General features: G+C 40.8%; 20 protein-coding genes. 9 read left to right on the top strand and 11 right to left on the bottom strand.

Annotation, left to right across the window (positions count from 1 at the left end; translation table 11 throughout):
• Positions 1-7: 7 nt before the first annotated feature.
• Together C727_RS0112605 and C727_RS0112600 are read right to left on the bottom strand one after the other, a co-directional pair.
• Positions 8-208: a DUF2788 domain-containing protein gene (locus C727_RS0112605; RefSeq protein ID WP_017446006.1), complete on the bottom strand. Its 201-nt coding sequence runs from the start codon at positions 206-208 to the stop codon at positions 8-10.
• A 63-nt stretch (positions 209-271) separates the two neighbouring features.
• Positions 272-1,039, bottom strand: coding sequence for an alpha/beta fold hydrolase (locus C727_RS0112600; RefSeq protein ID WP_017446005.1), 768 nt, complete (start codon positions 1,037-1,039; stop codon positions 272-274).
• Positions 1,040-1,200: 161 nt separating this feature from the next.
• Here C727_RS0112600 and fadR point away from each other — a divergent pair, with 161 nt between their 5' ends.
• Entirely contained in the window at positions 1,201-1,938 is a 738-nt protein-coding gene (fadR, locus tag C727_RS0112595) for a fatty acid metabolism transcriptional regulator FadR (protein WP_017446004.1), read from the top strand.
• Here fadR and C727_RS0112590 read toward each other — a convergent pair.
• The 4 genes from C727_RS0112590 to sodB all read right to left on the bottom strand — a co-directional run bounded on the left by C727_RS0112590 (position 1,928) and on the right by sodB (position 7,447).
• Positions 1,928-3,448, bottom strand: coding sequence for a SpoVR family protein (locus tag C727_RS0112590; protein WP_017446003.1), 1,521 nt, complete (start codon positions 3,446-3,448; stop codon positions 1,928-1,930). The genes fadR and C727_RS0112590 overlap by 11 nt on opposite strands.
• 10 nt (positions 3,449-3,458) lie before the next feature.
• Complete coding sequence (locus tag C727_RS0112585) at positions 3,459-4,715, bottom strand: YeaH/YhbH family protein (protein ID WP_017446002.1); 1,257 nt, start codon at positions 4,713-4,715, stop codon at positions 3,459-3,461.
• Between the two features lie 21 nt (positions 4,716-4,736).
• The gene (locus C727_RS0112580; RefSeq protein ID WP_017446001.1) at positions 4,737-6,659 is read right to left on the bottom strand and encodes a PrkA family serine protein kinase; all 1,923 of its coding nucleotides are present in this window, start codon (positions 6,657-6,659) and stop codon (positions 4,737-4,739) included.
• 206 nt (positions 6,660-6,865) lie between these two features.
• On the bottom strand, positions 6,866-7,447 hold the full coding sequence (gene sodB / locus C727_RS0112575) for a superoxide dismutase [Fe] (protein ID WP_017446000.1): 582 nt from the start codon (positions 7,445-7,447) through the stop codon (positions 6,866-6,868).
• A 223-nt stretch (positions 7,448-7,670) separates the two neighbouring features.
• On the opposite strand from sodB, the gene C727_RS0112570 reads away from it, so the two are divergent.
• Entirely contained in the window at positions 7,671-8,015 is a 345-nt protein-coding gene (locus C727_RS0112570; protein WP_017445999.1) for a Grx4 family monothiol glutaredoxin, read from the top strand.
• 110 nt (positions 8,016-8,125) lie between these two features.
• A complete protein-coding gene (locus C727_RS0112565) occupies positions 8,126-9,079 on the top strand; it encodes a LysR family transcriptional regulator (protein WP_017445998.1) in 954 nt (317 codons plus the stop codon).
• A 19-nt stretch (positions 9,080-9,098) separates the two neighbouring features.
• Here C727_RS0112565 and C727_RS0112560 read toward each other — a convergent pair whose 3' ends face one another.
• Positions 9,099-10,982: a methyl-accepting chemotaxis protein gene (locus C727_RS0112560; RefSeq protein WP_026052705.1), complete on the bottom strand. Its 1,884-nt coding sequence runs from the start codon at positions 10,980-10,982 to the stop codon at positions 9,099-9,101.
• 63 nt (positions 10,983-11,045) lie between these two features.
• Between C727_RS0112560 and C727_RS0112555 the strand changes: the two genes are divergently transcribed.
• The 3 genes from C727_RS0112555 to C727_RS0112545 all read left to right on the top strand — a co-directional run bounded on the left by C727_RS0112555 (position 11,046) and on the right by C727_RS0112545 (position 16,905).
• Positions 11,046-12,257, top strand: a complete 1,212-nt coding sequence (locus C727_RS0112555) for a molybdopterin molybdotransferase MoeA (protein WP_017445996.1) — start codon at positions 11,046-11,048, stop codon at positions 12,255-12,257.
• 117 nt (positions 12,258-12,374) lie between these two features.
• Positions 12,375-15,677 carry a cadherin-like domain-containing protein gene (locus C727_RS0112550; RefSeq protein WP_017445995.1) on the top strand — a complete coding sequence of 1,101 codons (3,303 nt, stop codon included), beginning with the start codon at positions 12,375-12,377 and terminating at the stop codon, positions 15,675-15,677.
• A 64-nt stretch (positions 15,678-15,741) separates the two neighbouring features.
• A complete protein-coding gene (locus C727_RS0112545) occupies positions 15,742-16,905 on the top strand; it encodes a hypothetical protein (RefSeq protein ID WP_017445994.1) in 1,164 nt (387 codons plus the stop codon).
• On the opposite strand, the gene C727_RS0112540 is transcribed toward C727_RS0112545, so the two are convergent.
• The 4 genes from C727_RS0112540 to suhB form a co-directional block, all read right to left on the bottom strand.
• The gene (locus tag C727_RS0112540; protein ID WP_017445993.1) at positions 16,889-18,910 is read right to left on the bottom strand and encodes an OPT family oligopeptide transporter; all 2,022 of its coding nucleotides are present in this window, start codon (positions 18,908-18,910) and stop codon (positions 16,889-16,891) included. The genes C727_RS0112545 and C727_RS0112540 overlap by 17 nt on opposite strands.
• Positions 18,911-18,913: 3 nt before the next feature.
• Positions 18,914-19,870: an FHA domain-containing protein gene (locus C727_RS19665; RefSeq protein WP_017445992.1), complete on the bottom strand. Its 957-nt coding sequence runs from the start codon at positions 19,868-19,870 to the stop codon at positions 18,914-18,916.
• Positions 19,867-21,132 carry a S1 family peptidase gene (locus C727_RS0112530; RefSeq protein ID WP_162131401.1) on the bottom strand — a complete coding sequence of 422 codons (1,266 nt, stop codon included), beginning with the start codon at positions 21,130-21,132 and terminating at the stop codon, positions 19,867-19,869. The genes C727_RS19665 and C727_RS0112530 overlap by 4 nt, the downstream gene beginning before the upstream one ends.
• A 134-nt stretch (positions 21,133-21,266) precedes the next feature.
• Complete coding sequence (gene suhB / locus C727_RS0112525; protein ID WP_017445990.1) at positions 21,267-22,070, bottom strand: inositol-1-monophosphatase; 804 nt, start codon at positions 22,068-22,070, stop codon at positions 21,267-21,269.
• Positions 22,071-22,224: 154 nt separating this feature from the next.
• On the opposite strand from suhB, the gene C727_RS0112520 reads away from it, so the two are divergent.
• From C727_RS0112520 to C727_RS0112510, 3 genes are all read left to right on the top strand, one after another.
• A complete protein-coding gene (locus C727_RS0112520; RefSeq protein WP_017445989.1) occupies positions 22,225-23,304 on the top strand; it encodes a DUF2066 domain-containing protein in 1,080 nt (359 codons plus the stop codon).
• Positions 23,301-24,008 (top strand): DnaA regulatory inactivator Hda, encoded by a 708-nt coding sequence (hda, locus tag C727_RS0112515; RefSeq protein ID WP_017445988.1) that lies wholly within the window; start codon positions 23,301-23,303, stop codon positions 24,006-24,008. Before C727_RS0112520 ends, hda begins: the two co-directional genes overlap by 4 nt.
• Before the next feature lie 87 nt (positions 24,009-24,095).
• Complete coding sequence (locus C727_RS0112510; RefSeq protein WP_017445987.1) at positions 24,096-24,371, top strand: hypothetical protein; 276 nt, start codon at positions 24,096-24,098, stop codon at positions 24,369-24,371.
• Positions 24,372-24,375: the final 4 nt, after the last annotated feature.

The raw sequence follows: 24,375 nt of genomic DNA, 5'->3' as shown, positions 1-24,375 counted from the left end.
ACTCTTCTCACGAACTAAAAAATACTTGAATTAAACCTTTTGCCAAAAATCCAGCACAGCCCAAGAATAATACACCCCAGACCATAATGCGTCCAAATAAGGGGACGTCGCCGGTTTTTAATACATCCCGAATGGCCAAGCCGATTAATAAAAACAGGCCAGACAGGGCAAAATAAAAGCTCAAGGTTTCGAATTGCTCAAAAGTCATATCGAATAACCCGATAAATTAAACCGCAGTTAAAATAAGTCGGCAACTTTAACATATTTTTGTTTATTCCGCCTGCTTTTGCAGAAAATCCAATACAATCTTATTCATAATATTGGGTTTTTCGGCGTGTGCCCAATGGCCCGCGCCCTGAATAATCTTAAATTTAGCTAAAGGAAAATAATTATCAATACTATTATAATTATTTTGTGTAATATAATCTGAAAGGCCCCCTTTGATAAAGAGGGTCGGGCGATTAAATTGTTTTGAGTGCCGGGGAAATGCACAAATATTGTGGTAATTTTGCTCTATCGCCGTCAAGTTAAATTGCCAATGCCACTGTTCGTGCGATTTTTTCAAACCTTTTAGCAAAAATTGACTGGTCGCGTCATCAATTGATTCGCTCAATTCATTCAATACGTGTTGGCGGTTTTTGATCGTATTGATATTAATGGCCTTAAGTGTTTTTATGATTTGGCTGTGCCGATCCGGGTAAGTGACGGGTGCAATGTCTTCAATGATCAGTGAGCGAACGAGAGTTGGCTGATTGAGCGCCAGTTGCATCGCTACTTTGCCGCCCATAGAGTGGCCGAACAAATGGCAGTGTTGAATATCAAGCGAGTTTAGGCTTGTTAAAACGTCATTGGCCATGCTAGCGTAATCAAGCACATCATGGTGTGGTGATTGGCCATGATTGCGCAGGTCAAACTGGATAACTTTATAATGCTGACTTGCAGCTTTTGCTAATACAGCTAAGTTATCGGCTTGACCGAACAAACCGTGCAGGATGACAAGTGGTTCACCAGAACCAGAGATTTTGGAAAATAGTTGCATGCTAAAAGTTACTTTTAATAGAAGCTAAAAATAGTGTTAAACTAAAGTGGATATGAACTCACTTAGTATTCAAAAAATAAAATAAAAAACAATTGTAAACTTAACTCTTGCTAAACTGAAATAAAAGGCGTTCAGTTTATTTATGTGCGAAGGGGTAATCTATGTATATTAAAGCGAATAGCCCAGCGGCATTTGCCGAAGCCTATCTAGTAGAATCGATTTGGAATGGGAAATATGCACCAGGCTCAGTATTGCCTGCTGAACGAGACCTCTCCGAAGAAATTGGTGTGACCAGAACAACCTTACGTGAAGTTTTGCAGCGTTTGGCGCGCGACGGTTGGCTGACCATCCAGCATGGCAAATCAACGGTCGTCAATGATATTTGGCAGACTTCAGGCCTGAATATTTTAGAAACCATCTTCCGCTTAGATGTACATAATAGTGACAATATCATTGATAATCTACTTTCAGCGCGCACGAATATATCTGCGATATATGCGACAGCAGCATTAAAAAATGATCCTGAGCGAGTTGCCGCAGTATTAAATAATCGGCGCCAAATTGAGCAAACAGGCGAAGCTTTTACCGCGTTTGATTATGAACTTCACCATGCACTCACTATGGCGTCAAACAACCTAATTTATGTATTAATTTTTAATGGTTTTAAATGTTTGCATACTAAATTGGGCAACTTTTATTTTTCTCACCAAGAAGCGCGTGATCGAGTCAGTATTTATTATGACGAATTGGCAAAATTAGCAGAAACCGGTAATGCAGATGCGGTGTCTGGGTTGATTCGCGAATATGGCTATGAAGCTGCGGTAATTTTCCAAAAGTTCAGATCCAATATGCCGCCGCTTGCAGAATCGATGCGAGCCCCCGCCGAACCTAATCTATGATAACTTTTTCTTGCATGGTTGGGCAGCGAGCTAGCAATTTCTCACTGCCGTCAGCAAGTTGTTGAACTAGCTTCACATCAAACTGCCACAATCTATACAGATGTTTCATGACTTCATTGTATTGCTGATCAAGAGGAATGTTTTGGTTGGCCCTATAAACCAGCGTCAGCGAACGATCACCGCTTATATCGACATCAGTCACTTGAATATCTGCTTCTTGTAAACTCAAATTATATTGTTTAGACAATTGGGATCGTATATTTAAGTAGCCTGATTCGTTATGAATTGCTGCAATTTCTACATAATCTTTGGTCGCGTCATCATGGACTTGGAATAATTTAAAATCACGCATTAATTTTGGTGATAAAAACTGGCTAATAAAACTTTCGTCTTTAAAATTTTGCATTGCAAAGTGGAGCGTTTGCAACCAATCCTGACCGGCAATATCGGGGAACCAATGTTTATCTTCCGCGGTTGGCTGCTGACAAATTCTTTTGATGTCCATATACATGTTGAAACCGAGCGCATAGGGATTAATGCCAGAATAAAATTTATGGTTATATGGTGGTTGGTAAATCACATTGGTATGATTATGCAAAAACTCTAACATAAACTTATCTGTTAACCAGCCTTCATCATACAAGTGGTTTAAAATGGTGTAATGCCAGAAAGTAGCCCAACCTTCATTCATCACTTGAGTTTGTTTTTGTGGATAAAAATACTGTGCTGTTTTACGCACGATCCGCACCAGTTCTCTTTGCCAAGATTCTAATAAGGGCGCATTTTTTTCTATAAAATATAGAAGGTTCTCTTCTGGTTCCTGGGGAAACCGTTGTTTAGATTGTTGTTGATTATAATTTTTGTTCGGAATGGTACGCCATAAGTCGTTAACTTGGCTTTGTAAATAAGTGGCGCGCTCTTTTTGTCGCCGCTGTTCTTCAACAATGGATATCTTTTGAGGGCGTTTGTAGCGATCAACACCATAGTTCATTAATGCATGGCATGAATCTATTATTTGTTCAACGGCTTCAATGCCATATTTTTGTTCACATTCAGCAATATAGTTTTTTGCAAATAATAAATAATCAATGATGGAGGCAGCATCAGTCCAACTGGTAAATAAATAGTTATTTTTAAAAAAGGAATTGTGGCCGTAGCTTGCGTGGGCCATCACTAACGCTTGCATTGTGATACTGTTTTCTTCCATTAAATAGGCAATGCAGGGATCTGAGTTAATGACAATTTCATAGGCCAAGCCCATCTGACCTCTTTGATAGTTTTGTTGGGTTTGTATAAATCGTTTTCCGTACGACCAATGGGCATAACCAATCGGCATTCCGATACTAGAATAGGCATCCATCATCTGCTCAGCGGTGATCACTTCGATTTGATTTGCATAAGTTGATAATTGATAGTGCTCTGCAACGCGTTTTATCTGCTCGTGGTAGGCTTCTAACAAAGCAAATGTCCAGTCAGGACCATCATTAAGAGGTTTGGGCTGGGTCGGCATAGACGGGTCCTCACTCAGACTTTTGTTTAAATAATTCACGAAAAACAGGGTAAATGTCGTCGGCCTGGCGAATATGTGCGAGCGCAAAATGTGGGTAGTCACAGGTTAGCCTTTGATATTCATGCCATAGAGATTGATGTGGTCTCTGTGTGATCTCAATATAGCTAAAGTATCGGCACAGTGGCAGTATTTGGGTTTTTAATAAGCGACTGCAATTGGGGGAATCATCCGCCCAATTATCGCCATCAGATGCTTGCGCGGCATAAATATTCCACTGTTCAGCTGGAAACCTTTGTTGCTGAATCTGACTCATTAAATCTAATGCGCTTGATACGATAGTGCCGCCGGTTTCTCTCGAGTAAAAAAAAGTTTCTTCGTCGACTTCTTTGGCTTGTGTGTGATGACGAATATAAACGACTTCAACATTTTTATAGCTTCGGGTCAAAAATAAATAAAGTAAAATATAAAAACGTTTGGCAATATCTTTAGTGTTTTGATCCATAGAACCAGATACATCCATCAAACAAAACATAACTGCTTTACTGGCTTTAATTGGTTGGTTTTGAAAGTTTTTATATCTTAAGTCGAGTTCATCAATAAAAGGTATTGCGGCTAATTTTTTCTTTAGATGCGTTATCTCACTATTAATTAACTGATATTTTTTTGTTTCACAGTTATGCTCCGTCAGTTCGGCTGTCAGTGCTTTGATTCGTTTTTTTAACTTATTGCCCAACGCAATCCGTCGTGCATGTGAATTTTTAAACGAGCGCACGACGTCTAAATTTGATGGAGTGCCCGTCGTTTTATAACCGGCACGGGACGTTTGATAATCAACTATTTGCTTTTCATCGGTTTGTTTTAAATTAGGTAAGGCCAAGTTATCAAATAATAGATCTAGATACTCGTCACGGCTCAATTGAAAAACAAACTCATCTTGGCCATCACTTTTGTTGTCAGCTTCTTGGCCTCGGCCTTGGCCGTTGCCAGATTGTTTCGGGCGGGCAATTTGGTCACCGGCATTATACTGGTCATTTCCTGGATGTACGTGATCCCTTTGACCTCCAGATCCCAGTCTAAATTCAGGTTCACTGATATCTTTCCGTGGTATGCTAATGTCACTACCCGAATCTAGATCAGTTACGCTACGCTGGTTCATAACATCAGATAACGATTTTTTTATTTGCTGTTGATAGCGGCGTAAAAACCTTCTGCGGTTCACCGTACTTTTATTTTTACCGTTTAAACGCCGATCGATAAAATGACTCATAATAAGTCCTCCAGACCTGCGTTAAGACGATTTTCTAACTCTTAAATACCATTCGGATAATAACCTAACTTGTTTACGGGTATAGCCTTTTTCCATCATTCGAATAACAAAATCTTCATGTTTTTTCTGATCATCGGACGAGGTTTTAGTATTAAATGAGATAACAGGAAGTAGATCTTCGGTATTCGAAAACATTTTTTTCTCGATCACAGTCCGCAACTTTTCATAACTAGTCCACAATGGGTTGCGCCCGTTATTGTTCGCACGCGCGCGTAATACAAAGTTCACGATTTCATTGCGAAAATCTTTAGGGTTACTGATGCCCGCTGATTTTTCAATTTTTTCTAATTCATTATTCAGCGCACTGCGATCAAATAATTGGCCTGTCTCTGGATCTCGGTATTCTTGATCTTGAATCCAAAAATCAGCATAAGTGACATATCGGTCAAAAATGTTTTGGCCATACTCAGAATAAGATTCTAAATAGGCGGTTTGAATTTCTTTCCCAACAAAATTCACGTATTCAGGGATCAGATATTCTTTTAAAAATTCTAGATAAGCTTCGCTTGTTTCTTTGTTAAACTGCTCACGTTCAATTTGCTGTTCTAAAACATAAAATAAGTGCACTGGGTTGGCTGCAACTTCAGCATGCTCAAAGTTAAATACACGAGATAATATCTTAAATGCAAAGCGGGTGGATAAACCCTGCATCCCTTCATCTACGCCGGCAAAGTCGCGATACTCTTGATATGATTTAGCTTTAGGATCTGTATCTTTTAACGTCTCACCATCATAGACCCTCATTTTTGAATAAATACTAGAGTTTTCAGGACGTATGATGCGTGACAATACCGAAAATTGGGCTAGGGCTTCTAATGTACCCGGTGCACAGTGAGCGTTTTTTAACTCGCTATTTTCGATTAACTTTTTATAAATGTTAATTTCTTCCGAAATACGTAAGCAGTAGGGGACTTTTACAATATAAACTCTGTCTAAAAAGGCTTCATTATTTTTGTTATTCCGAAAGCTTTGCCACTCAGACTCGTTTGAGTGGGCCAGAATAATGCCATCAAATGGCAGCGCTGACATACCCTCGGTCGGATTATAATTACCTTCTTGGGTTGCCGTGAGTAAGGGGTGGAGTACTTTTATCGGTGCTTTGAACATTTCAACAAATTCCATAATCCCCTGGTTGGCACGGCACAATGCCCCTGAATAGCTATAGGCATCTGGATCGTGTTGCGCATATTCGTCTAACCGACGAATATCTATTTTGCCGACCAAAGTGGAAATATCCTGATTATTATCATCACCGGGTTCTGTTTTTGCGATGGCTATTTGATCTAATATGTTAGGGAACACTTTGATAACTCTAAATTTGCTGATATCCCCTTTATACTCGTGTAGACGCTTGCGTGCCCAAGGTGACATTATCGTTTTTAAATAACGGGTTGGAATGCCATATTCTTGTTGTAAAATTTCACCGTCTTCAGCTTCATCAAATAAACAAAGTGGGTGATCATTTACCGGCGAGCCTTTAATAATATAAATAGGACAGGCCTGCATTAGGCTTTTTAATTTTTCCGCCAGTGAGCTTTTACCACCACCGACTGGACCCAATAAATAAAGAATTTGTTTTTTTTCTTCTAATCCCTGTGCGGCATGTTTTAAATAAGCAACGATTTGCTCAATTGATTCTTCCATACCAAAAAATTCTGCAAAGGCAGGATATTGTGCAATGATTCGGTTAGAAAACAAGCGGCTCAAACGAGGAACTTGGGAGGTATCTACCATAGTAGGCTCACCAATGGCTTGTAATAAACGTTCAGCGGCATTCGCATAAACAGATTTATCGGTTTTGCAGAGATTCAGAAATTCACTAATTGAATACTCTTCTGCTTGTTTTAACTCGTATCTATGCTGGTAATGTTCAAAAATACCCATACAGGCCTCCAAGGTAGAGCAGCGGCTAACCCAAACCGGATCAATAAGCTGCGGTTTTACAAACGGGTTGTGCAGGTGTTGTTATTTTTGACAGATGTTTAAATTAATATTAGTCAGGCAAGTTTGGATAAGGCAAGTTATTGGCAAATAAATAAGTACAAACATAAAAGGCGCCTAGAAGCGCCTTTTTTAGGTGGTGAATTTGATTATGCTAAGTTTTTAGCAACAAAATCCCAGTTTACTAATGCCCAGAAAGCTTCTAAATATTTAGGACGAGCATTACGGTAATCGATATAGTACGCATGTTCCCACAAGTCAACTGTTAATAACGGCTTGACTCCTTCGTCAGTTAACGGGGTGGCTGCGTTAGAAGTATTGACGATAGCTAATTTGCCATCAGGGTTTTTAACTAACCAAGTCCAGCTAGAACCAAAGTTATTAACTGCTTTTTCATTAAGCTCTGATTTGAACGCTTCAAAAGAACCAAAAGATTCGTTAATAGCTTCTGCAACTTGACCCGTCGGCTCGCCGCCACCATTTGGGCTTAAGCAGTTCCAATAGAAAGTGTGGTTCCAGATTTGCGCTGCATTATTGAATACACCACCAGTCGAAGTTTTGATAATTTCTTCTAATGATTTGTTGGCCAAATCTGTGCCTTCTACTAAACCATTTAATTTAGTGACATAGGTTTGGTGGTGTTTGCCATGGTGAAAATCAAGCGTTTCAGCTGAAATATGTGGCTCTAACGCATTTTTTTCATAAGGCAGTGCTGGTAATTCAAATGCCATAAGTCTTTCTCCGTTTTTGGCTAGCGTTTCATTGAAATAAAACACTCAATTTAATGAGTGGGCCGGGCATTGTTTGCCCGCTCTTATACTATCAACTTCATACTGGGGATCAATTAGCAGGATTCAAGGTTTGCTGTGAATTTTTAGTGAAAAAGATTTTTTTGGGTGTCATCGCCGAATGCTTTACAATACTGATCATTTGGTAAGCATAATAGGTGTTTTTATGGAAACTTTAGACAAAATTAAACAACAAATCAGTGAGAATCCAATAATTCTTTATATGAAAGGAAGCCCTAAACTACCCAGTTGTGGGTTTTCTGCACAAGCTGCACAAGCTATGATGAGCTGTGGACAGCCTTTTGCATACGTTGATATTTTGCAAAATCCCGATATCCGAACTGAGTTGCCAAAGTTTGCCAACTGGCCAACTTTTCCTCAGTTATGGATTGATGGTGAACTCATTGGTGGCTGCGATATTATTTTAGAAATGTTCCAAAAAGGTGAGTTAAAACCTTTAGTCGAAGAAACCGCTGCTAAGTATAAAAAAGACGACGCGGAAGAATCTTAATTGTTAAAAAGCCACCTTTAGGTGGCTTTTTGTTTTTACAAAGATTGAAAATCTACACAATTGTTGTAGTATTCATACTTTCGATGCCCTTTCGCTAATCTATTTATTTTATGAATATATCTAAAATCGATCTGAATTTACTTATTTACCTTGATGTGCTCCTTCGCGAGCAAAACGTTACCCGAGCTGCACAGCAATTAGGTATCACACAGCCGGCCATGAGCAATGGTCTTAAGCGTTTGCGCGAGTTGTTGAGCGATCCTGTTTTGGTACGCACCTCTGATGGCATGCTGCCGACAGAAAAAGCCCGTAAACTGCAGCCGACCGTTCGCCGTATTTTGTTAGATTTAGAAGAGGCGTTAAATCCATCGGGTGCCTTTCACGCAGGCAGTAGTGAAAGGGTATTTAGGATCATGGCGAGTGATTACGCTGCATCTACCCTTTTACCAAGATTGTTATCTCGTTTGCAAGAGCTAGCACCTAAGGTGACCTTAGATATAATGACCCCAAGTGACGTTACTTTTCATGACGTTGAAGAAGGCAAAATTGATATGGCGATTAACCGTTTTGATGATTTGCCTTTGTCTTTTCATCAAAAAGTAATCTGGTCCGATAGTTTTGTTTGTTTAACTCATAAAGACAACCCAGTGATCCATAATTGGGGTTTAGATGCTTACTGCCAGAGTCAGCATGTTTGGGTGAGCAAAACAGGCTTCGGGGTTGGTTTAGGGATGGATCCATCCGATGTCGCTAAACTCGGTTGGGTAGATGAGAAGCTGCAAAATATAGGTAAACAGCGTGAAATCCGAGTATTTACCCGTAATTATCATGTTGCTATTCAACTGGCTCTTGCTAAAAAAATGATGGTAACAGTGCCGCGCAGAGCGACCTTAAATTATCGGACTAACGACGACATAGTGATTTTAGAGCCTCCCTTTGAGCTACCAGAAATTAAATTGGATATGATATGGTCCCCTTTATTGCACCATGATGCGAGTCATATTTGGTTACGGCGTTTGATAAATGAAGTGTCGAATGAACCAGATAACCAACCGCTGTCTTAGCGGCTGGTTATCATTCAATTTATGAAACTTTAAATTTAGCGACAGAGTTGGCTAAATCGGCTAGGTTTTTATCGATAGTGGCTGCGATCTCTGAGTTATTGTTCGACATCTGATGAATATCAACAGCAATATCTCTAATTGTCGTTACGTTACGACTGACCTCACCTGTGACTGTATTCTGTTCTTCAATTGATGCTGCAATGCTGGTATTCATATCCGATATTGACTGGGTTTCCTGGCTAATTTGCGTTAGCATTTGATCGGCTTGATGCACTTCGCTGACCGAGTCATCACTGTCTTTTAAACAATGTTTGAGCATTTCAACAATATCGCTACAACGTTGCTGTAAACTATCGATATTGCCCTCAATTTGTTTAGTTGACTCCTGTGTGCGCATTGCTAAGTTTCTGACTTCATCTGCAACCACAGCAAAACCACGACCTTGCTCACCGGCCCGAGCTGATTCTATCGCTGCATTTAACGCCAATAAGTTGGTTTGCTCTGCAATGCCCCGAATCACTTCTAATACCGTCCCTATGGTGCGACTATCTTCTTCGAGACTCTTAATTTCACCGTTCGCAGAATTTAGTTTGTCGGCTAGCGAGCTGATCATACCAACTGTTAGTGCTACTTGTTTTTTGCCTTCATTTGCAAGGTTAGCCGTTGTATTGGCGTTATTGGCGGCAAGGTCCGTATTCCGAGCAATCTCTGCCACTGTAGATTGCAGTTGGTCGGTGGCGGTCGCAGCCTGATCTGCTTCGGCTTGTTGACTATCCGTTGAGTTTTGAGTTTGCTGAGTCATTTCATTTAATTGCTCCGCAGCTGTTCTCAGTTCATCTGTTGAGCCATGGATGCTGCGGATAGCCGTTAAAAAGTCGTTTTGCAACTCGTTAAATCTCTGTGCTAGATAGCTAATTTCGTTATTACCGTTTAGCTCAATCCTAAGTGTTAAATCGTTTTGGGCTTTGATGCGGCTAATAGTCTCACACAACTGATTGATGGGGCGCACAATGTGGCGAGAAAAATAAAAGCCGAGTAGCATGATCACCAAAGCCACCAATAAAGACATGCTAATTGCAGTTTTTAAGGTTGTTTGATGTTTTTCAGCAATAGCCGTTTCTGTTTTAGCAATGAGTTCATGTAAGCTTAGCTGGGTTTTTTGATAGACTTTGCTCATATCACCAAGTAGACCCGATTGCATCGAAAGTCCTAAGAGCGTTTGTGCTTTAACCAGATTTTCAAAGTTGTTTTGGTATACTTGCATCGATTGATCAATATCTTGTCGCTCAGAGGCATCAACGACCTGAACGGCTAAGGTATTACGAAATTCTTGCATGATATTGTAGAATCTATCGAGGTATTTTCTGTCTAACCGTAACATAAAGTCTTTTTCGGCACGTCTTAGCTGTAACATAAGACTGAGCAATTGGTATTCAGAAAGCGCTGTCACTTTATCCTCTGCGGTATGAACCGCTGCACGTAATTCGCCATAATGACCGGAAGTAGGATTCAGTCCTATTTGCTGCTGTTTAAGAACCACCTGATTAAAAAGTTGCTGGTACTCTGAAGTTTGCTGAGCAAAATAATCTAATGGTAATCTAGTGATCGAAAACTCAGCTAATGCGCTGTCAATTTCAGCTACACTTTGCTGCAATTGTGTCTGTTGATCAGCAAAGTGCTTGCTAGCAGCTAAATCTTTTTCCATCAAAAAAGTATTTTCGTAGTTTCTAAGCTGATTAACTTTGGCTTCGAGGCCAGCAATTTCAGTTAGCGTTTTATTTAATCTGAGCAGCGCGTTAAACTCAAATAACAGAACACTAATCAGTGACAATATGCCCAAAAAAGTCACCAGCATATTTAGATACGTTCGATTTTTTATCGATACATTTGCAAGAATATTCATATTTTTATTTTGTCCGACTACTACTTTTTGTTTTTACTCAATTAGATGACAAGAGAGAACCTAATGCGCAATAACAATACGTCAATGACTGAAATTTCAGTCGCTAAACAGCAAATGCTGGCGGCAATCTCAACGAAAGCTGCGACCCGAACACTGGCTGTTATTGATAGCCTTAACCAAATATTAGCTGAATCTGTTTATGCTAAAACGGATAACCCACCGTACGATAACTCAGCCATGGATGGCTATGCGTTGGCCAAAAAAGCCAATGCTGACGGAGGATACCACTGTATTGTTACAGTTTATGCAGGACAAAACACAAATATTCAATTACAGGCAGGGCAATGTGCCAGAATTATGACCGGCGCTCAAGTCCCGAGCGGAAGTTATGCAGTTGTGATGCAAGAGAAAGTCTCGGTCGATGGAGAAAACATTTATTTAAAAGAGGCTGTCCCTAGTGGCAATAACATTCGATGTCGCGGTGAAGACTTTCTTCAAGAACAAGTGTTATTTACTGGTGGACACAAAATTCAACCCCAAGATATCGCATTAATGGTCGCAGCGGGTGTTGAAACAGTCAAAGTATTTAAACCTTTAACTGTCGCTGTTGTGACCACGGGCAACGAATTAAAAGAGGTGGGCACTAAGCTGGAGCCTGGTCAAATATATGATAGCAATCGGCCTATGCTCACGGCTTACCTTAAGCAACAAGGGTTTGATGTAAGAGACTATGGCTGTATTGAGGATAACCCAGAACGATTAAGTGCAGTGTTGCAATTGGCCGCCGCCGAATGTGACGCTATCGTTAGCTCGGGTGGTGTCTCAGTCGGGGACGCTGACTATACTGGCCAAGTACTTGAGCAAATAGGGCAAGTGAACTTTTATAAAGTAGCCATCAAACCCGGCAAGCCTTTTACTTTTGGCCAGATTGGCGAGGCGTTATTTTTTGGTTTGCCTGGGAATCCCGTATCGGCTGCGGTGACTTTTCAGCAATTGGCTTTAGCTGGCTTGCTAAAAGCAGCGGGTCAGCAAGCCAGAAATGAAAACATTATTCAATTGCCATTAGCTGCAGATTTATCTGCTGGAAAAATACGCTTAGAGTATATTCGCGCACTATTTATTTACCAAAACAATCTTATTTCGGCGGTCAAACCTCTTAAACAACAAGGCTCTGGCGCCTTAACGTCCTTAACAGGTTATGATTGTTTCATTTTACGCTATCCTAAACAAGTGGCAAAAGCCAAAGGTGAACTGGTTGAGGTGTTATTAAAATGAACAATCACTGACATGAATGTTTAACCCAATTGCAACCTTGTTCAGTTAGCATGCATGACAAAGCTCACTCAGCTAACTTCGTTAGTTGTTATTAATTAGGTTATTAGGATATTTACAATGAAAGTAGCAAGTCAAATTAAAACAAGCCTACTCATGTGTTTAGCCACGGGGGCATTGTCTGCATGTAACTTTATTGGCTCAGATGATCCAAAATTTGTCGAGCCGACTCCGACTCCGACACCGACTCCAACACCGACACCTACGCCGACGCCAACGCCAACGCCAACGCCAGTGGCAACAGCTGAGATAAGTGGTACAGCGGTCAAAGGCATATTAAAAAATGCAGTGGTGAGTGTGTATAAACTATCCGCTGATGGAAACAAAGGTGAAGCATTACAAACCGAGCCTGTAACGGTTAAAACAAATGATGATGGCAGCTTTATGTTGCAAATCATGGAAGCTTACGAAGGTCCTATTTATATCCAAGTCTCGGCAGTTGATGGCACTCTAATGGCTTGTGATGTGGTTGCTGGGTGTGGCGGTGACAGTCAATTTGGGGATGAGGTTGCGGTACCATCTGGATTTAGTTTGGCGGCTATTAGTATGTTGACGCACGAAGACGGCGAAGACAAAGCGGTTTTAAGCAATAATGTGAATATTTTAACCAATATTGCTGCTAAATTAGCCGTTGAAACTATCGATGCAGCACCGAGTTTAGACGTCAGCCATGTTATTGCTGCTGTAAACTCTAAAGTTGCTGAGATTTTTGGTTTAGGTGAGGGGATAGATGCCACCCAGCTTCCGGTAATCGATTTAACGGATATTGAGTCGATCAAAACACTTGATGAAATAGAGTCATACCAAGCCGCTTTATTGGGTTCTGTTGTTGCGGCAAAAGCTTTTGCAAGTACAGATTTTAATTTATTTATGCAGTCGTCCAGTCAAGATATTGCGGATAATATGGGCACGATCAAAGTTCGAATCACAGGGAGTGATGATGAGCAGCGATTAACATTAAAAGAAACGGTTGACCTAATAAAAGAACTAAACGACAAACTGGCCCAGTTGTTGGTCAATATGGTGAACGAATCTGATTTATCAGATACAGAGAAACAGGCGGCAGTGGCTGAAATTAATCAAGTATTTCAAAATAAAATTGAGTTAAGCCAAGCTGTCAATAATATAGTTTCAGCGACCATCAGCGAAATCAATGAGCTGATTGAAGCGGGCCAAGCTGATGGACGCAGCGGTGAAGCATTAGATCCAAGTGAGATTGGTGTACCGGTCACAGGACCTGTATTAGTGGGCCGCCTTTTAGTGGATAATAAAACGGTAGAGGAAGACGGTGCTATTACTTTTGATCCAACTGCGAATGATACTTTAAGGATCAAAAATGCGGATACAGATACAGCTGCTGTTCAGTTAACTCAAGTATCTCAAGCTGGGCATGGTCAAGCTGTGATTGCCGATGGTAAAATCACCTATACGCCAAATCCAGACTTTAATGGCACTGATACTTTTACATATTCAGTGTCTGCGTTGGGTCAAACCCGTAGTGAAGTGGTTAATATTACCGTTACTCCTGTGCGTGATACGCTTGATGCAGATATCACCATTGATGAAGACGATTCAGATACTCGGAGTATTGGCAGCCATGCAGCCGATAGCATCGCGAGTGTTTCAATAACAAGCTTACCTCAGCACGGCCAAGCCACTGTGACCAGCGATAACCAAATTCGCTATCAACCGGCTGCAGATTATAATGGTACTGATACTTTGGTTTATACCGTGACCGTTGAAGGTACTGGCGAAACTGAAGCAGGGACATTTGCGTATACCATTAATCCAGTTACCGATGCGATAGACGATAGTTTAACGCTTAATCAATATGTTACTGCTGATATTAATCTTTTAGAAAACGATAAGTTTAGTGGTCCAGTTGGCTCGGTTACCTTGCTGGATGGTGACACCGAGGTGACCAGTTTAACCACCGAAAAGGGGCAGCTTAGTGTGACCTCAGCGGGTCTGCTCAGCTATCGCCCAATTGGTGATGCAAGTGGCAGTGACTCGGTTAAATACAGGGTCACTACAGATTCTGGCATTATCGAAGAAGCTTTGGTTACGGTGCAAATTGATAGTAATGATCAAACGAATGCAGCACGCGAAATGATTGAGGACGTGCGAACTTGGGGCGCTTATTTATTTCCGGATAAATTTGAATTGCCTCGAGATCTCGCAAATGATACCGAAGATTTATTTAACACTTTAGATGTTGCCGCGCCAGTGTTTGAAGAAGAGTTAACCAATCTTAAAATGATTGGTGATGTGGTTAATCTATTGAATCAAATTTTTACCGATATTGATGAAGGTAAAACCGACAAACGTCAGTTCAACAGTCAAGATATAGCTGTCTATGACGACTCTATTACTGGTGTCATAGAGATCAACGAACTAGCCAACGATGAAGCCAGCTTTATTGTCAACCTAGCACAAGATGGTGTCACTTTAATTGGTGAAACTGGCATTCAACTGCCAAAAGCGAGCGATACTGACGTCAGTCGTAAAGTCGAGGCACGGATAGCCGCCGAGTTGAATGCAGGGAGTACCAAAGTGACGATAGAGCAAGGACAATTTATCATAACGGTCGCAGGCGCCGCGCATAAAACTGAAGCCGAACATGAAGTACTGCAACATGACTTATCGGGTAAAATTGAGTTAATGCAAAACGCTGTTCCGGGTAAACTGAATGACAGTGTTCGTTTTAACGGCGCTTTAGACATTCGTTTACTTAAAGGCCGCCAGCTAACCTTGCAAGATAAAGATGGCGATCAGCAAATGTTCGATATGTATTTACCCAGCAGTATCACCGCTGAAGGGGAATTTACCGTCAATTCAAAAGATACCATTGCAGCAACCTTTGGTTTAACCATCGCAAATGCTGCAACTCATCGCCTACCTGAACCTATTGTGGTTAACGATTTAGATGAGTTAGACATAAATTTTGAATTAGAAGATGACAATAACTGGTTAAATTTAACCGCATCTCTTAGCTTTTTCGCAAACCCATCAGTACGATCACAGGGTGAAGTGACAGTGATGTTGACTAGAATTGGCAAAGATACAGTGACACTAAACGCTGAGCTAGATGATAACAATAGCCAGTTAGTGCTGTTTTTTGATACCGATGATGAAAGCCGCGTCACAATTCATAATTCAATCACAAATGGCAACGGGCTGGCATTGACCTATGATGAAAACGGTTTATACCCAGATACCATAGGCGATGATGATGCGAGTTATATTGTGGGTGAAATCCGAAATCAAAATGACGCTGACAAACTGGTTGCTACCTTAGAAAAACAAGGTGACTTAATCGTGGTTTATTACACAGATACAGAGTTCTTTGAAACCCTGTATTAGTCGCTAACCACATAATTCGCATGAAAAAAGGGGCTCAGGCCCCTTTTTTAGGTATTTAAGTTTTATGAACAAAAAGAATAAATGGGCAGTGGCCTGCCTTTTGATTAGCCTAAGCAAGCAAGTGATGGCAAACGAAAATAACTCGTCAAGCAATTGGCAGTTAAGTACTGAACTGTCATCTTTTAGTTATAGTGAAGTGATGCCGGTTGTAAATACTTTTGGTGGGGTGATACCAATTGGTCGTATAGCACAGGAGAGCAGCTATTCTGATGAACCCGAAAGAGGCCGAGAAGCCATTACTCATAACCGAATTAGTTTCAATCTGCAACATCAAAATTGGTTGATTAGTCTTGCTAGCCGCTATGACTATGATGTTAAATTTACCCCTGATGCCGCTCAGTTATTTTTTTTAGAAAAAGAACAAAGACCCGTTGATAAAGATATATACGAATTATTTTTTAAAGCTAAACACATTCGAGCCAATGGGATAGGTTTGGGTTATCAGTATCAGTTGCAGTCACTTAATATAAAGGTGATGGGCTACCTGTGGGATGTGCAATATATGGAAAGTGGCACTGTTGCCGGTGATTTTATCGTTTCAGATGTTGACGACAGTTATGATATTACCGGCGTAATCGATTATGCATATTTTGAAGATGCACTGTTAGAGCGCAAGAACTGTCCTGATAGCGACCCTCCTGTGGCTGGTTGCCATGGCGCTTGGGATACCCAAGGTCAGGGCTATAGTTTTGATGTCAGTCTGCAATACCGGTTGAATCAAAACTGGCAAATGCAGATACAGCTAACCGATCTATTCAATCAGTTTACTTTTGATAAATTAGGTCGAACTCAAGGTCAGTTAGATACCCGCAATCAGGTGTTCAATGCAGATGGTACTTTTTCTATTAAACCAAGTTTTAGTGGGACTTATCCTGATGGGCGTTATCAAATGCGCATGACAACCCAACTAAACTTCAGATTAGAAGGTAACTTAGGCTTGCCGGTATGGGCGGAAATGTATGCTGCAAATGACGCCTATTTTCCGGCTGTTGGTATTGCCGCCAACTGGGCAAATTGGCGTTTTGAAAGCGGCTATCAATGGCACTCTAACAGCTATTTGGCTGCCGTTCGGCATGATAACTTTTATTTAAAGCTTGCCGCCGATAATTTTAATTTATCAGCGGCTAAAGCCATTACGTTAAATAGTGGATTTAGTTTATCTTTTTAAATCCAGCCGTGGGCCGGCGGGTGCGTTTATATAGGTAATAAGCAACTAAAATAAACGCACAGAGGCCGGTCACACTGCCCATTTCTATCGGGCTTGCAAGCGGCATCACAAAGCTTGCGACAATTGCCAGCAAGACGCCCATTAGCGCCTCTCCGGTGACCAGACCTGAAGCTAATAAAATCCCAGCTTGCTCAGATTGTTGGCGCTGGTTGCGATGGCTTTTATACTTAACCAGCGAAGCAATGAGCGCACCGACCAAAAGCACAGTGGAAAGACCGAGCGGTAAATAAATACCGATAGCAATGGCCAAAACATGGAATCTTTGTTTTATGTTTAACAGTCGACAGATTTGGTCAACGATAATAAATACGACAGCAATAGCGGCGCCTAAATAAACAAAAGACCAAACCAAACTATCGTCAAATACACTGGTTGCTAAATCAGCCATTAGGGCGGCCTGAGGTGCGGGTAAATACTGCCCGCCGCTGGTAAGCGGCCGACCAATACCATAACTTGCGTCGAGTAAGTACAATATAAATGGCAATATTAAAGCGGCAATGGTGACACCAAATAATTGAAATATTTGCTGTTGCCATGGCAGTGCACCAATTAATGAACCACATTTTAAGTCTTGCATATTATCGCCGGAAATTGCAGCGGCCGAACAGATCACAGCAGCTAAAAATAATACCAAGGCTGGGCCTAACTGAGCGACGATCGGTAGATACAAGCTGGTTTGATATAAAAACAGTGCACTCAATACGACTGTGATAATAGTGACCCCAGAAATGGGGTTATGGGAACTGCCTACAATACCCGCCATATAGGCGGCAACACTGGCAAAAACAAATGCAAAAAGCACAAGTAGTAATAAACAAATGCCTGTTAACAGCAGGTTTTCCCAGCTCAAACCAAGTAGGTTTATAAACATATAACCCGGTGCTAACAATAACAGTGGTACAAGTGCTAATAACAATGGCAATGGCAAATCGAACGCTTCATTAGGGGCTAAGCGCTGCCAATTTTTAAAGGAGTTTAAGTTGGTTTTAACGCTAATCAGTACAGGTTTAATTATTTCGATTAATGACCAAATACCTCCAACTAATAAGGCACCAACCCCGATACGGCGGTTCTCTTGCCAAATAAACTGGTTAATTTCACTTAATTTTAACTGACTTAGTTGACTTAAATCGGTATTGGCGCTTAAGCCTGTGATTTGTGGTGCAATTTGTTCAGCTCGAAGTAGCCAGTTGATTGGGATCCCGAATAAACTACCAATAAGGCCGCCAATAAAAACTAAAATTGCAATTCGTATCCCTAAAATATACCCCACACCTAACATAGCAGGGCTTAATTGCATGCTGAAAAAAAATGGCAGTTTGCCTTGGCTCACACTGGTATTCCATGCAACCGATCCTGCTAACATGCCAAATCCAGATTGCAGCAACTTATATAAAGCACTGACTCCAGTAGCTTGTAATAAATGTCGTGCCCCTAAACTCTGGTAACCTGATTGAGTATCAAACTCACCCGCTTTTAAAATTTGTGCTGTGGCTACCCCTTCTGGATAAGGTAAAGCTCGTTCAACTATTAGTGCTTTACGCAGAGGTATAGTAAAAATAACGCCCAAAAAACCGCCGCTTAACGCCAATAAAAAAATAGCGGGGAAACTATAGCTTGCCCAATGTTGCGAAATCACAAGGGCCGGGATTGTAAAAATTACCCCAGCGGCCAGTGCTTCACCGGCACTCGCACTCGTTTGAATCATATTTGCCTGTTTAATTCCAGCACTTCTACTGCGGCTTAATATCGCCATGGCTAACGCAGCTGCAGGAATAGAGGCGGAAACAGTCAAGCCAACCATTAAACCAACATAAGCATTTGCCGCTGTCAAAAGGACACTTATTATTAGGGCGAGTAACAGAGTTCGTACGCTAAAAACTTGCCAATCTAAGGTGCCCAGCTGACGCTGGATCTGATGTAGTTTTTGGCTGACTGTTTGCATAAATTACTCGTCTTTTGCTGTTTGTTGTGCCGCTGAATATAGTGACTCACTTTGTTCAATAAAGTCTTCGCTATCAAGCGCGGGCCTAATTAAAAAGTGGCTAGGCAAAAATGCTGATGTATACTCAGGGGTTGGCGAAAAGTCGCGTATATTCACACCTTGGCTAATTTCACTTAAGGTGAAAAAGATTAAAGTAAACAGGGCACTACGAAATAGACGTTTTCTACTATCCGTCAAACCAAACAAATATAAACTTAGATATAAGGTGCAAGCAACCAAAGGAATACTGAATATATAATCTAGCCACCAGGCTGTTGTGAATAGTGCATTAAACTGCAATAAATAGGTGACAAAACTAATCACTTGAGTGGTAAAGATCGCTAATAGTAGGGTATTTAAATGTCCAAAAAACCTAGCCTCGTGTTTAAAAAACCGCGATAGTAAACTCCAAAAGACCGGCCACATAAAAACACTCAAGGTGAGTTGCACCGCTGGATTGAAGAGCTTTTTAAGCTCAAATTTCTCGAACTGATTAAAATAACCAAGCAATACAAAACCAACCAGAAATAGACTAAATAAAAAAACTGTTAATTTTTTACTCGTGAGACGTTCTGCAAGCGGTTCTAATGCTGAAAGTTTTATTGCTGGGGCGACCGTGTGGTTTAATGACAGCACCCTTATACGCGTATTGGCTAAATAAAAGTCGTCTCCACTTTTAATTATATTACGGCTAACTTGGCCACCAAAACAGTCTTTCGTTTTATTTAACGAGTTTAGATCTTGGATATATAGCTGTCCGTTTGCGTCTAGGTCAATTCTGGCATGTTCCGCAGAAATATGGGGATCGGTTAGCCTTAAATCATTATTAAATCCACGTCCAATTGTAACTGGTTTTTGGGTAAATTTATGCTCGGCGATAACGCGGTCAGAGCGATTAAATACTTGGATAACAAAGCTCATTTGACCACCTCAATAAATCGACGTAAAAAACGCTTTGCATTTGGTTGACTGACACCAGCTAGAGTGTAATGAGACAGTAGCGCATCCTGGTTGTTACTGCTATGACTGACAGCTAAATATAAAACGTCAAATAATTGTGGGTATTTTTTATAACTACGCACACAATATAGTGACTTTTGATAGCCCTCTGGTGGCGGGGTAATGATATCTTGCTGGCAATGATAATTGCTGACATCTGTTTTGCCAGCCGCATTGCCGGGCGCGACACCACTAAAAGAGGCTTTAAGTAACTGAGAAAATTGAAAGCTATTGAGTGAATCTTGTTTGATATAACTATATTCTATTTCTATATTGCCAGTGCGCAGCTTTGGGTTGATAAAAATTTGCTCTTGGCTTCTGCAATTGACTTCACTCGCCTCAAACAAAGCGTCTTTTTTGTCACTATTTGAATAACCCCAACAGCGTACATAAGGGGTTAATTCTGTCACTATTTGGTGTCGCCCAAGTTGAGAAGTTTGCCATTGTGTAGCCAAAATCTCACCAAAAAAACGGTTTTGACTAGCGAGCAATTGTTGTTCAATTTTACCTTTCAACGCTGAATGTTTTAAAGGTACAGATGTTGACTTTAATAGAGTCTGTAGGTGGGTTAATGGAACCAAAAAACCCATTTGATTACCGGCTGTGGCGACGTTTACCCCAATAATGTGGCCCGCTTCATTAATTGCCGGACCGCCCGACATTCCGGGATTGATAGAGCCAGTAAAATTCACTCTTTGGTAAAAACTATTTGCCGTGATGCCATTGTAAGTGCCAGGGATCACCATCATGCCATAGTCGTGAGGATTACCGATTGAAAATACTTTATCACCTTGATCTGGCAACACATCTGCAAGTGCGAAAGTTCTGCTAGAAAGGTTTTTATCGGCTGTCAAAACAGCAAGATCATTGATCACATCAAAATTTTGCAAACTTACTTTAATGATACCATGCTGCTGATGGATGATTTCTATATGATAGAGTTTAGGGTTATGCACCCAAGCGGATACGACATGAAAATTAGTCACAACCTGGTTGTCAGCTATTAAAAAAGCGGAACCAATCGCTGATTTTTTGCCACTTTGGGTTTCGATTAACTGAACTTGAAAAACCGAATTTTGATAAGTTTTTAGTAGCGAGTCAGCTGTATTTGAGAGGGTTTCTGCTTGGCCCCTGCTGCTGATACTAACTGCAAATAACATCAAAATAATAAAAAGCTTGTTCACTCGAGTCCTTTGTTTATTAAATATTTGACTTTCAGGACTATAGCAAAACATTGCCATATTAGCGATATCTAACAATGTGAACGCGTTAGGGCAAGTGAAGCCGCTCCAATAGGCATTTGAGCGGCGTTAACGAATTATTTTTTCAGTTCAGCAGGTAACAAAGGGTGTATGATTTTTAGACCTTGTGCGAGTAGTTTAGGGTTAGCTGCTATGATATTGCCTGAATGCAGATATTCATGGCCACCAGCAAAATCACAAACAACCCCGCCAGCTTCACGGATAATCAAATCACCCGCAGCAATATCCCAAGGCTTAAGACCCATTTCCCAAAACAAATCAAATCGGCCAGCAGCCAGATAGGCTAAATCAAGGGCTGCAGCGCCTGCTCGGCGAACATCACCACCAACTCTGAAAAAGGCTTCGAAGGTTTTGCTATAAGTTTCAAATTGATGTTTTTGTTTAAATGGAAAACCGGTTGCTAACAATGTTTCGTTAAAATCTTTTTTACTACCAACACGAATACGGTAGCCATTTAATTGGGCTCCTGAACCACGAACCGCAGAAAAGAGTTCGTCTCGAATTGGGTCATAAACCACGCCAACTTCAGTGCGGCCTTTAACGCGTAAGGCAATGGATACGGCAAAATGCGGCAAACCACGTGCAAAATTAGTAGTGCCATCAAGGGGATCTATCACCCAAATATAATCCTGGTTTTTACCATTTTGCTGGCCGCCTTCTTCACCGATAAAAGAATGGTCGGGATAAGATTGACGAATGGTTTCGATAATTGCAGTTTCGGCTTCTTTATCGATATTTGTGACAAAATCATTGTCGGCTTTATTATTTACTGTTACTCGGTCAAGTTCGGAAAATCCACGTGCGATCACGTGGCCGGCTTTGCGTGCTGCGCGCACGGCAATTGTCAGCATTGGTTGCATAGCTTACCCTGTCATGTAAAAGAACTGTATAGATTGGCGCAGATTATACGCAACTTCACATTTTAAAGAAAGTTGATCGTTTTTATTTGTCGCAACAAGCTTTATACTGAGTCACGAAAACTAAAATACCCTTGCAAGGAAAATTTGAGCAGAGATGAGATTTAAGTATAGTGACTTTTTTTGGTTGGTAATATTATGTTTATCGAGCACCCGCCTTGCGGCCGTAGAAATGCGAGATCTCTATAACAGTCAAATCAGTGTCGAAGGGCAAAGTTACCAGGATCGTCAAAGTGCTTATCAAAGTGCAATTAAAGAAGTGTTAGTCAAGGTGACGGGGGATCTGGGCATTGCGAGTAATCCAAGCGTTGCAGATATTATTAATCAGCCGACCCAATATCTGCATCAATATAGTTTTGTGACTAAAAATAACCAACTTTTATTAGAAGCCAGATTTAACGAAACACTGATAAACCAAACTTTACAAACTCGAGGTGTAAAACTTTGGGGGACTCGTCGACCTGAATCCTTATGGTGGATAGTATTAAATGATGACAAAAACCGACGTATTATTGCCTATGATGATAAAATTGCAGCAGCCCGTTTAACTCATCAAGCCGAATATAGAGGCATCCCTGTTATATTGCCGTTAATGGATCTTGATGATCAACTTGCGGTAGAAATGACAGATATTCGTGGCCGGTTCGTTTCCGCAGTTGCCAGCGCGAGTGAAAGGTACCAGCCAGAAGCTATCGTTTTAGCAAATGTATTTCAAGACTCGAATGCTCAGTCTGAGGCCTTGCCAACCGCCTGGATTGCACAAATGACTTTTAGCATTCAAGACACTACAATAGAAACAACCTTATCACGTGGTCAACTCAGCGATCTTTGGCCAGCTATGATAGACTGGGTGAGTGATGAAATAGCGCGGAAATTTAGTGTTCAGTCGTCTGTTGGCGAAAACGAATCTATTGTTATCCATCTTGAAAATTTAGCAAATGCCGCTGAAGTTGTGCGTGTGCAACAATTTTTTAAAACCCTCTCTGCGGTCAAACAGGTGAGTGTAAAAACATTAAGTGATCAGGGTGTTGCATTTGAGCTTAAACTTAGCAGTGCTAAAAGCACTTTATTAAATGCACTGTCACTTGATAATAAAATAGAAAAAGTTGAATATAGCTTTGGTCACCAAGGGCCGAAAGTTGAATACCTGTATCGCTGGAAAGGCCAATTTAATTGAAACAACAGCAATTAACGATAGATTTTAAATTTGAGATAGAAGCAAACTTTGACCTATTCTACGGAAAAGGCAATGAACTTTTATTGGCAAGCCTACAGGCATTTGTTGCATCTGATGCCCGCACTGCCAGCCAACAGATAATTTATTTATATGGCCCCAAAGGCAGCGGGAAATCACATCTATTGCAAGCGGCATGTCATCTAGCGGAACAAAAAAGTTTAACTTCTCAGTATTTACCGAGTCATTACCTCTTACAGATGCCACTTGAATTTACGTTTGGCCTTGAGCACAACCAATTAATTGTTGTTGATGATGTAGATACACTTAAAATCAACCATACTTGGCAAGCTGGCTTGTTTGATCTGATCAACCGTGTGATAGAGCAGGGGCATAAGATCATTTTTGCTGCCAGTGTACCAGCCAATGAATCAGGTATCGAACTGCCAGACTTAATATCACGGTTAAACTGGGGCCAAAAATGGCGAGTTAGACCTTTAGGTGATGAAGCGCGTATGCAAATGTTAAAAATGCGTGCACAAGCTAGAGGCATACCGATGCAAGAAGAAGTAGCGAGTTTCATTATCAACCGATGCCAACAGGATAACGCCAGTATTATGGCGTGTTTGAACAAACTAGACAAACAATCGTTAGCTAAAAAACGCAGATTTACCATTCCTTTTGTCAAAGAGGTCATGCAATGGTAGTCTTAGCGTCTAGCAAACAGAATATTAATAAAATTGTTAATTCAGTGTATCATAAAACCTGAATTTGCAGGTAGGTAGTTTAAAACTTTGAAAGAATCACTCTCTATCCACGAATTTTTAGTTGATCCTCAGGATTTAGCTGAGCAACATGAAGATTTTGAACTAGCGGCCGATAATTATAATCAGATAGTTCATCTGTTATATCAAACGGCAGATGATGAAATTGCCGCGGCTGAATTAAATGCTTGGCTCGAGTCGCTTTGGTTCAGCCTAGCAGCAGACGAATATTTAACCGAATTTGAAGATGAAAACGAAATGATGCTTTGGGTTGAAAACTTTATAGCGCTTCAAACCAACTCATAATATG

The sequence above is a fragment of the Gayadomonas joobiniege G7 genome, assembly GCF_000300815.1.
GTDB classification, from domain to species: domain Bacteria; phylum Pseudomonadota; class Gammaproteobacteria; order Enterobacterales; family Alteromonadaceae; genus Catenovulum; species Catenovulum joobiniege.
Note: the sequence above shows the minus strand (reverse complement) of the source record. Positions and strands in the feature narration are given on the sequence as shown.

What these genes read in the sequence shown, in the direction of transcription:
- C727_RS0112605 (WP_017446006.1), bottom strand. Translation starts at nt 208, where the DNA reads ATGACTTTTGAGCAATTCGAAACCTTGAGCTTTTATTTTGCCCTGTCT.
- C727_RS0112600 (WP_017446005.1), bottom strand. Translation starts at nt 1,039, where the DNA reads ATGCAACTATTTTCCAAAATCTCTGGTTCTGGTGAACCACTTGTCATC.
- fadR (WP_017446004.1), top strand. Translation starts at nt 1,201, where the DNA reads ATGTATATTAAAGCGAATAGCCCAGCGGCATTTGCCGAAGCCTATCTA.
- C727_RS0112590 (WP_017446003.1), bottom strand. Translation starts at nt 3,448, where the DNA reads ATGCCGACCCAGCCCAAACCTCTTAATGATGGTCCTGACTGGACATTT.
- C727_RS0112585 (WP_017446002.1), bottom strand. Translation starts at nt 4,715, where the DNA reads ATGAGTCATTTTATCGATCGGCGTTTAAACGGTAAAAATAAAAGTACG.
- C727_RS0112580 (WP_017446001.1), bottom strand. Translation starts at nt 6,659, where the DNA reads ATGGGTATTTTTGAACATTACCAGCATAGATACGAGTTAAAACAAGCA.
- sodB (WP_017446000.1), bottom strand. Translation starts at nt 7,447, where the DNA reads ATGGCATTTGAATTACCAGCACTGCCTTATGAAAAAAATGCGTTAGAG.
- C727_RS0112570 (WP_017445999.1), top strand. Translation starts at nt 7,671, where the DNA reads ATGGAAACTTTAGACAAAATTAAACAACAAATCAGTGAGAATCCAATA.
- C727_RS0112565 (WP_017445998.1), top strand. Translation starts at nt 8,126, where the DNA reads ATGAATATATCTAAAATCGATCTGAATTTACTTATTTACCTTGATGTG.
- C727_RS0112560 (WP_026052705.1), bottom strand. Translation starts at nt 10,982, where the DNA reads ATGAATATTCTTGCAAATGTATCGATAAAAAATCGAACGTATCTAAAT.
- C727_RS0112555 (WP_017445996.1), top strand. Translation starts at nt 11,046, where the DNA reads ATGCGCAATAACAATACGTCAATGACTGAAATTTCAGTCGCTAAACAG.
- C727_RS0112550 (WP_017445995.1), top strand. Translation starts at nt 12,375, where the DNA reads ATGAAAGTAGCAAGTCAAATTAAAACAAGCCTACTCATGTGTTTAGCC.
- C727_RS0112545 (WP_017445994.1), top strand. Translation starts at nt 15,742, where the DNA reads ATGAACAAAAAGAATAAATGGGCAGTGGCCTGCCTTTTGATTAGCCTA.
- C727_RS0112540 (WP_017445993.1), bottom strand. Translation starts at nt 18,910, where the DNA reads ATGCAAACAGTCAGCCAAAAACTACATCAGATCCAGCGTCAGCTGGGC.
- C727_RS19665 (WP_017445992.1), bottom strand. Translation starts at nt 19,870, where the DNA reads ATGAGCTTTGTTATCCAAGTATTTAATCGCTCTGACCGCGTTATCGCC.
- suhB (WP_017445990.1), bottom strand. Translation starts at nt 22,070, where the DNA reads ATGCAACCAATGCTGACAATTGCCGTGCGCGCAGCACGCAAAGCCGGC.
- C727_RS0112520 (WP_017445989.1), top strand. Translation starts at nt 22,225, where the DNA reads ATGAGATTTAAGTATAGTGACTTTTTTTGGTTGGTAATATTATGTTTA.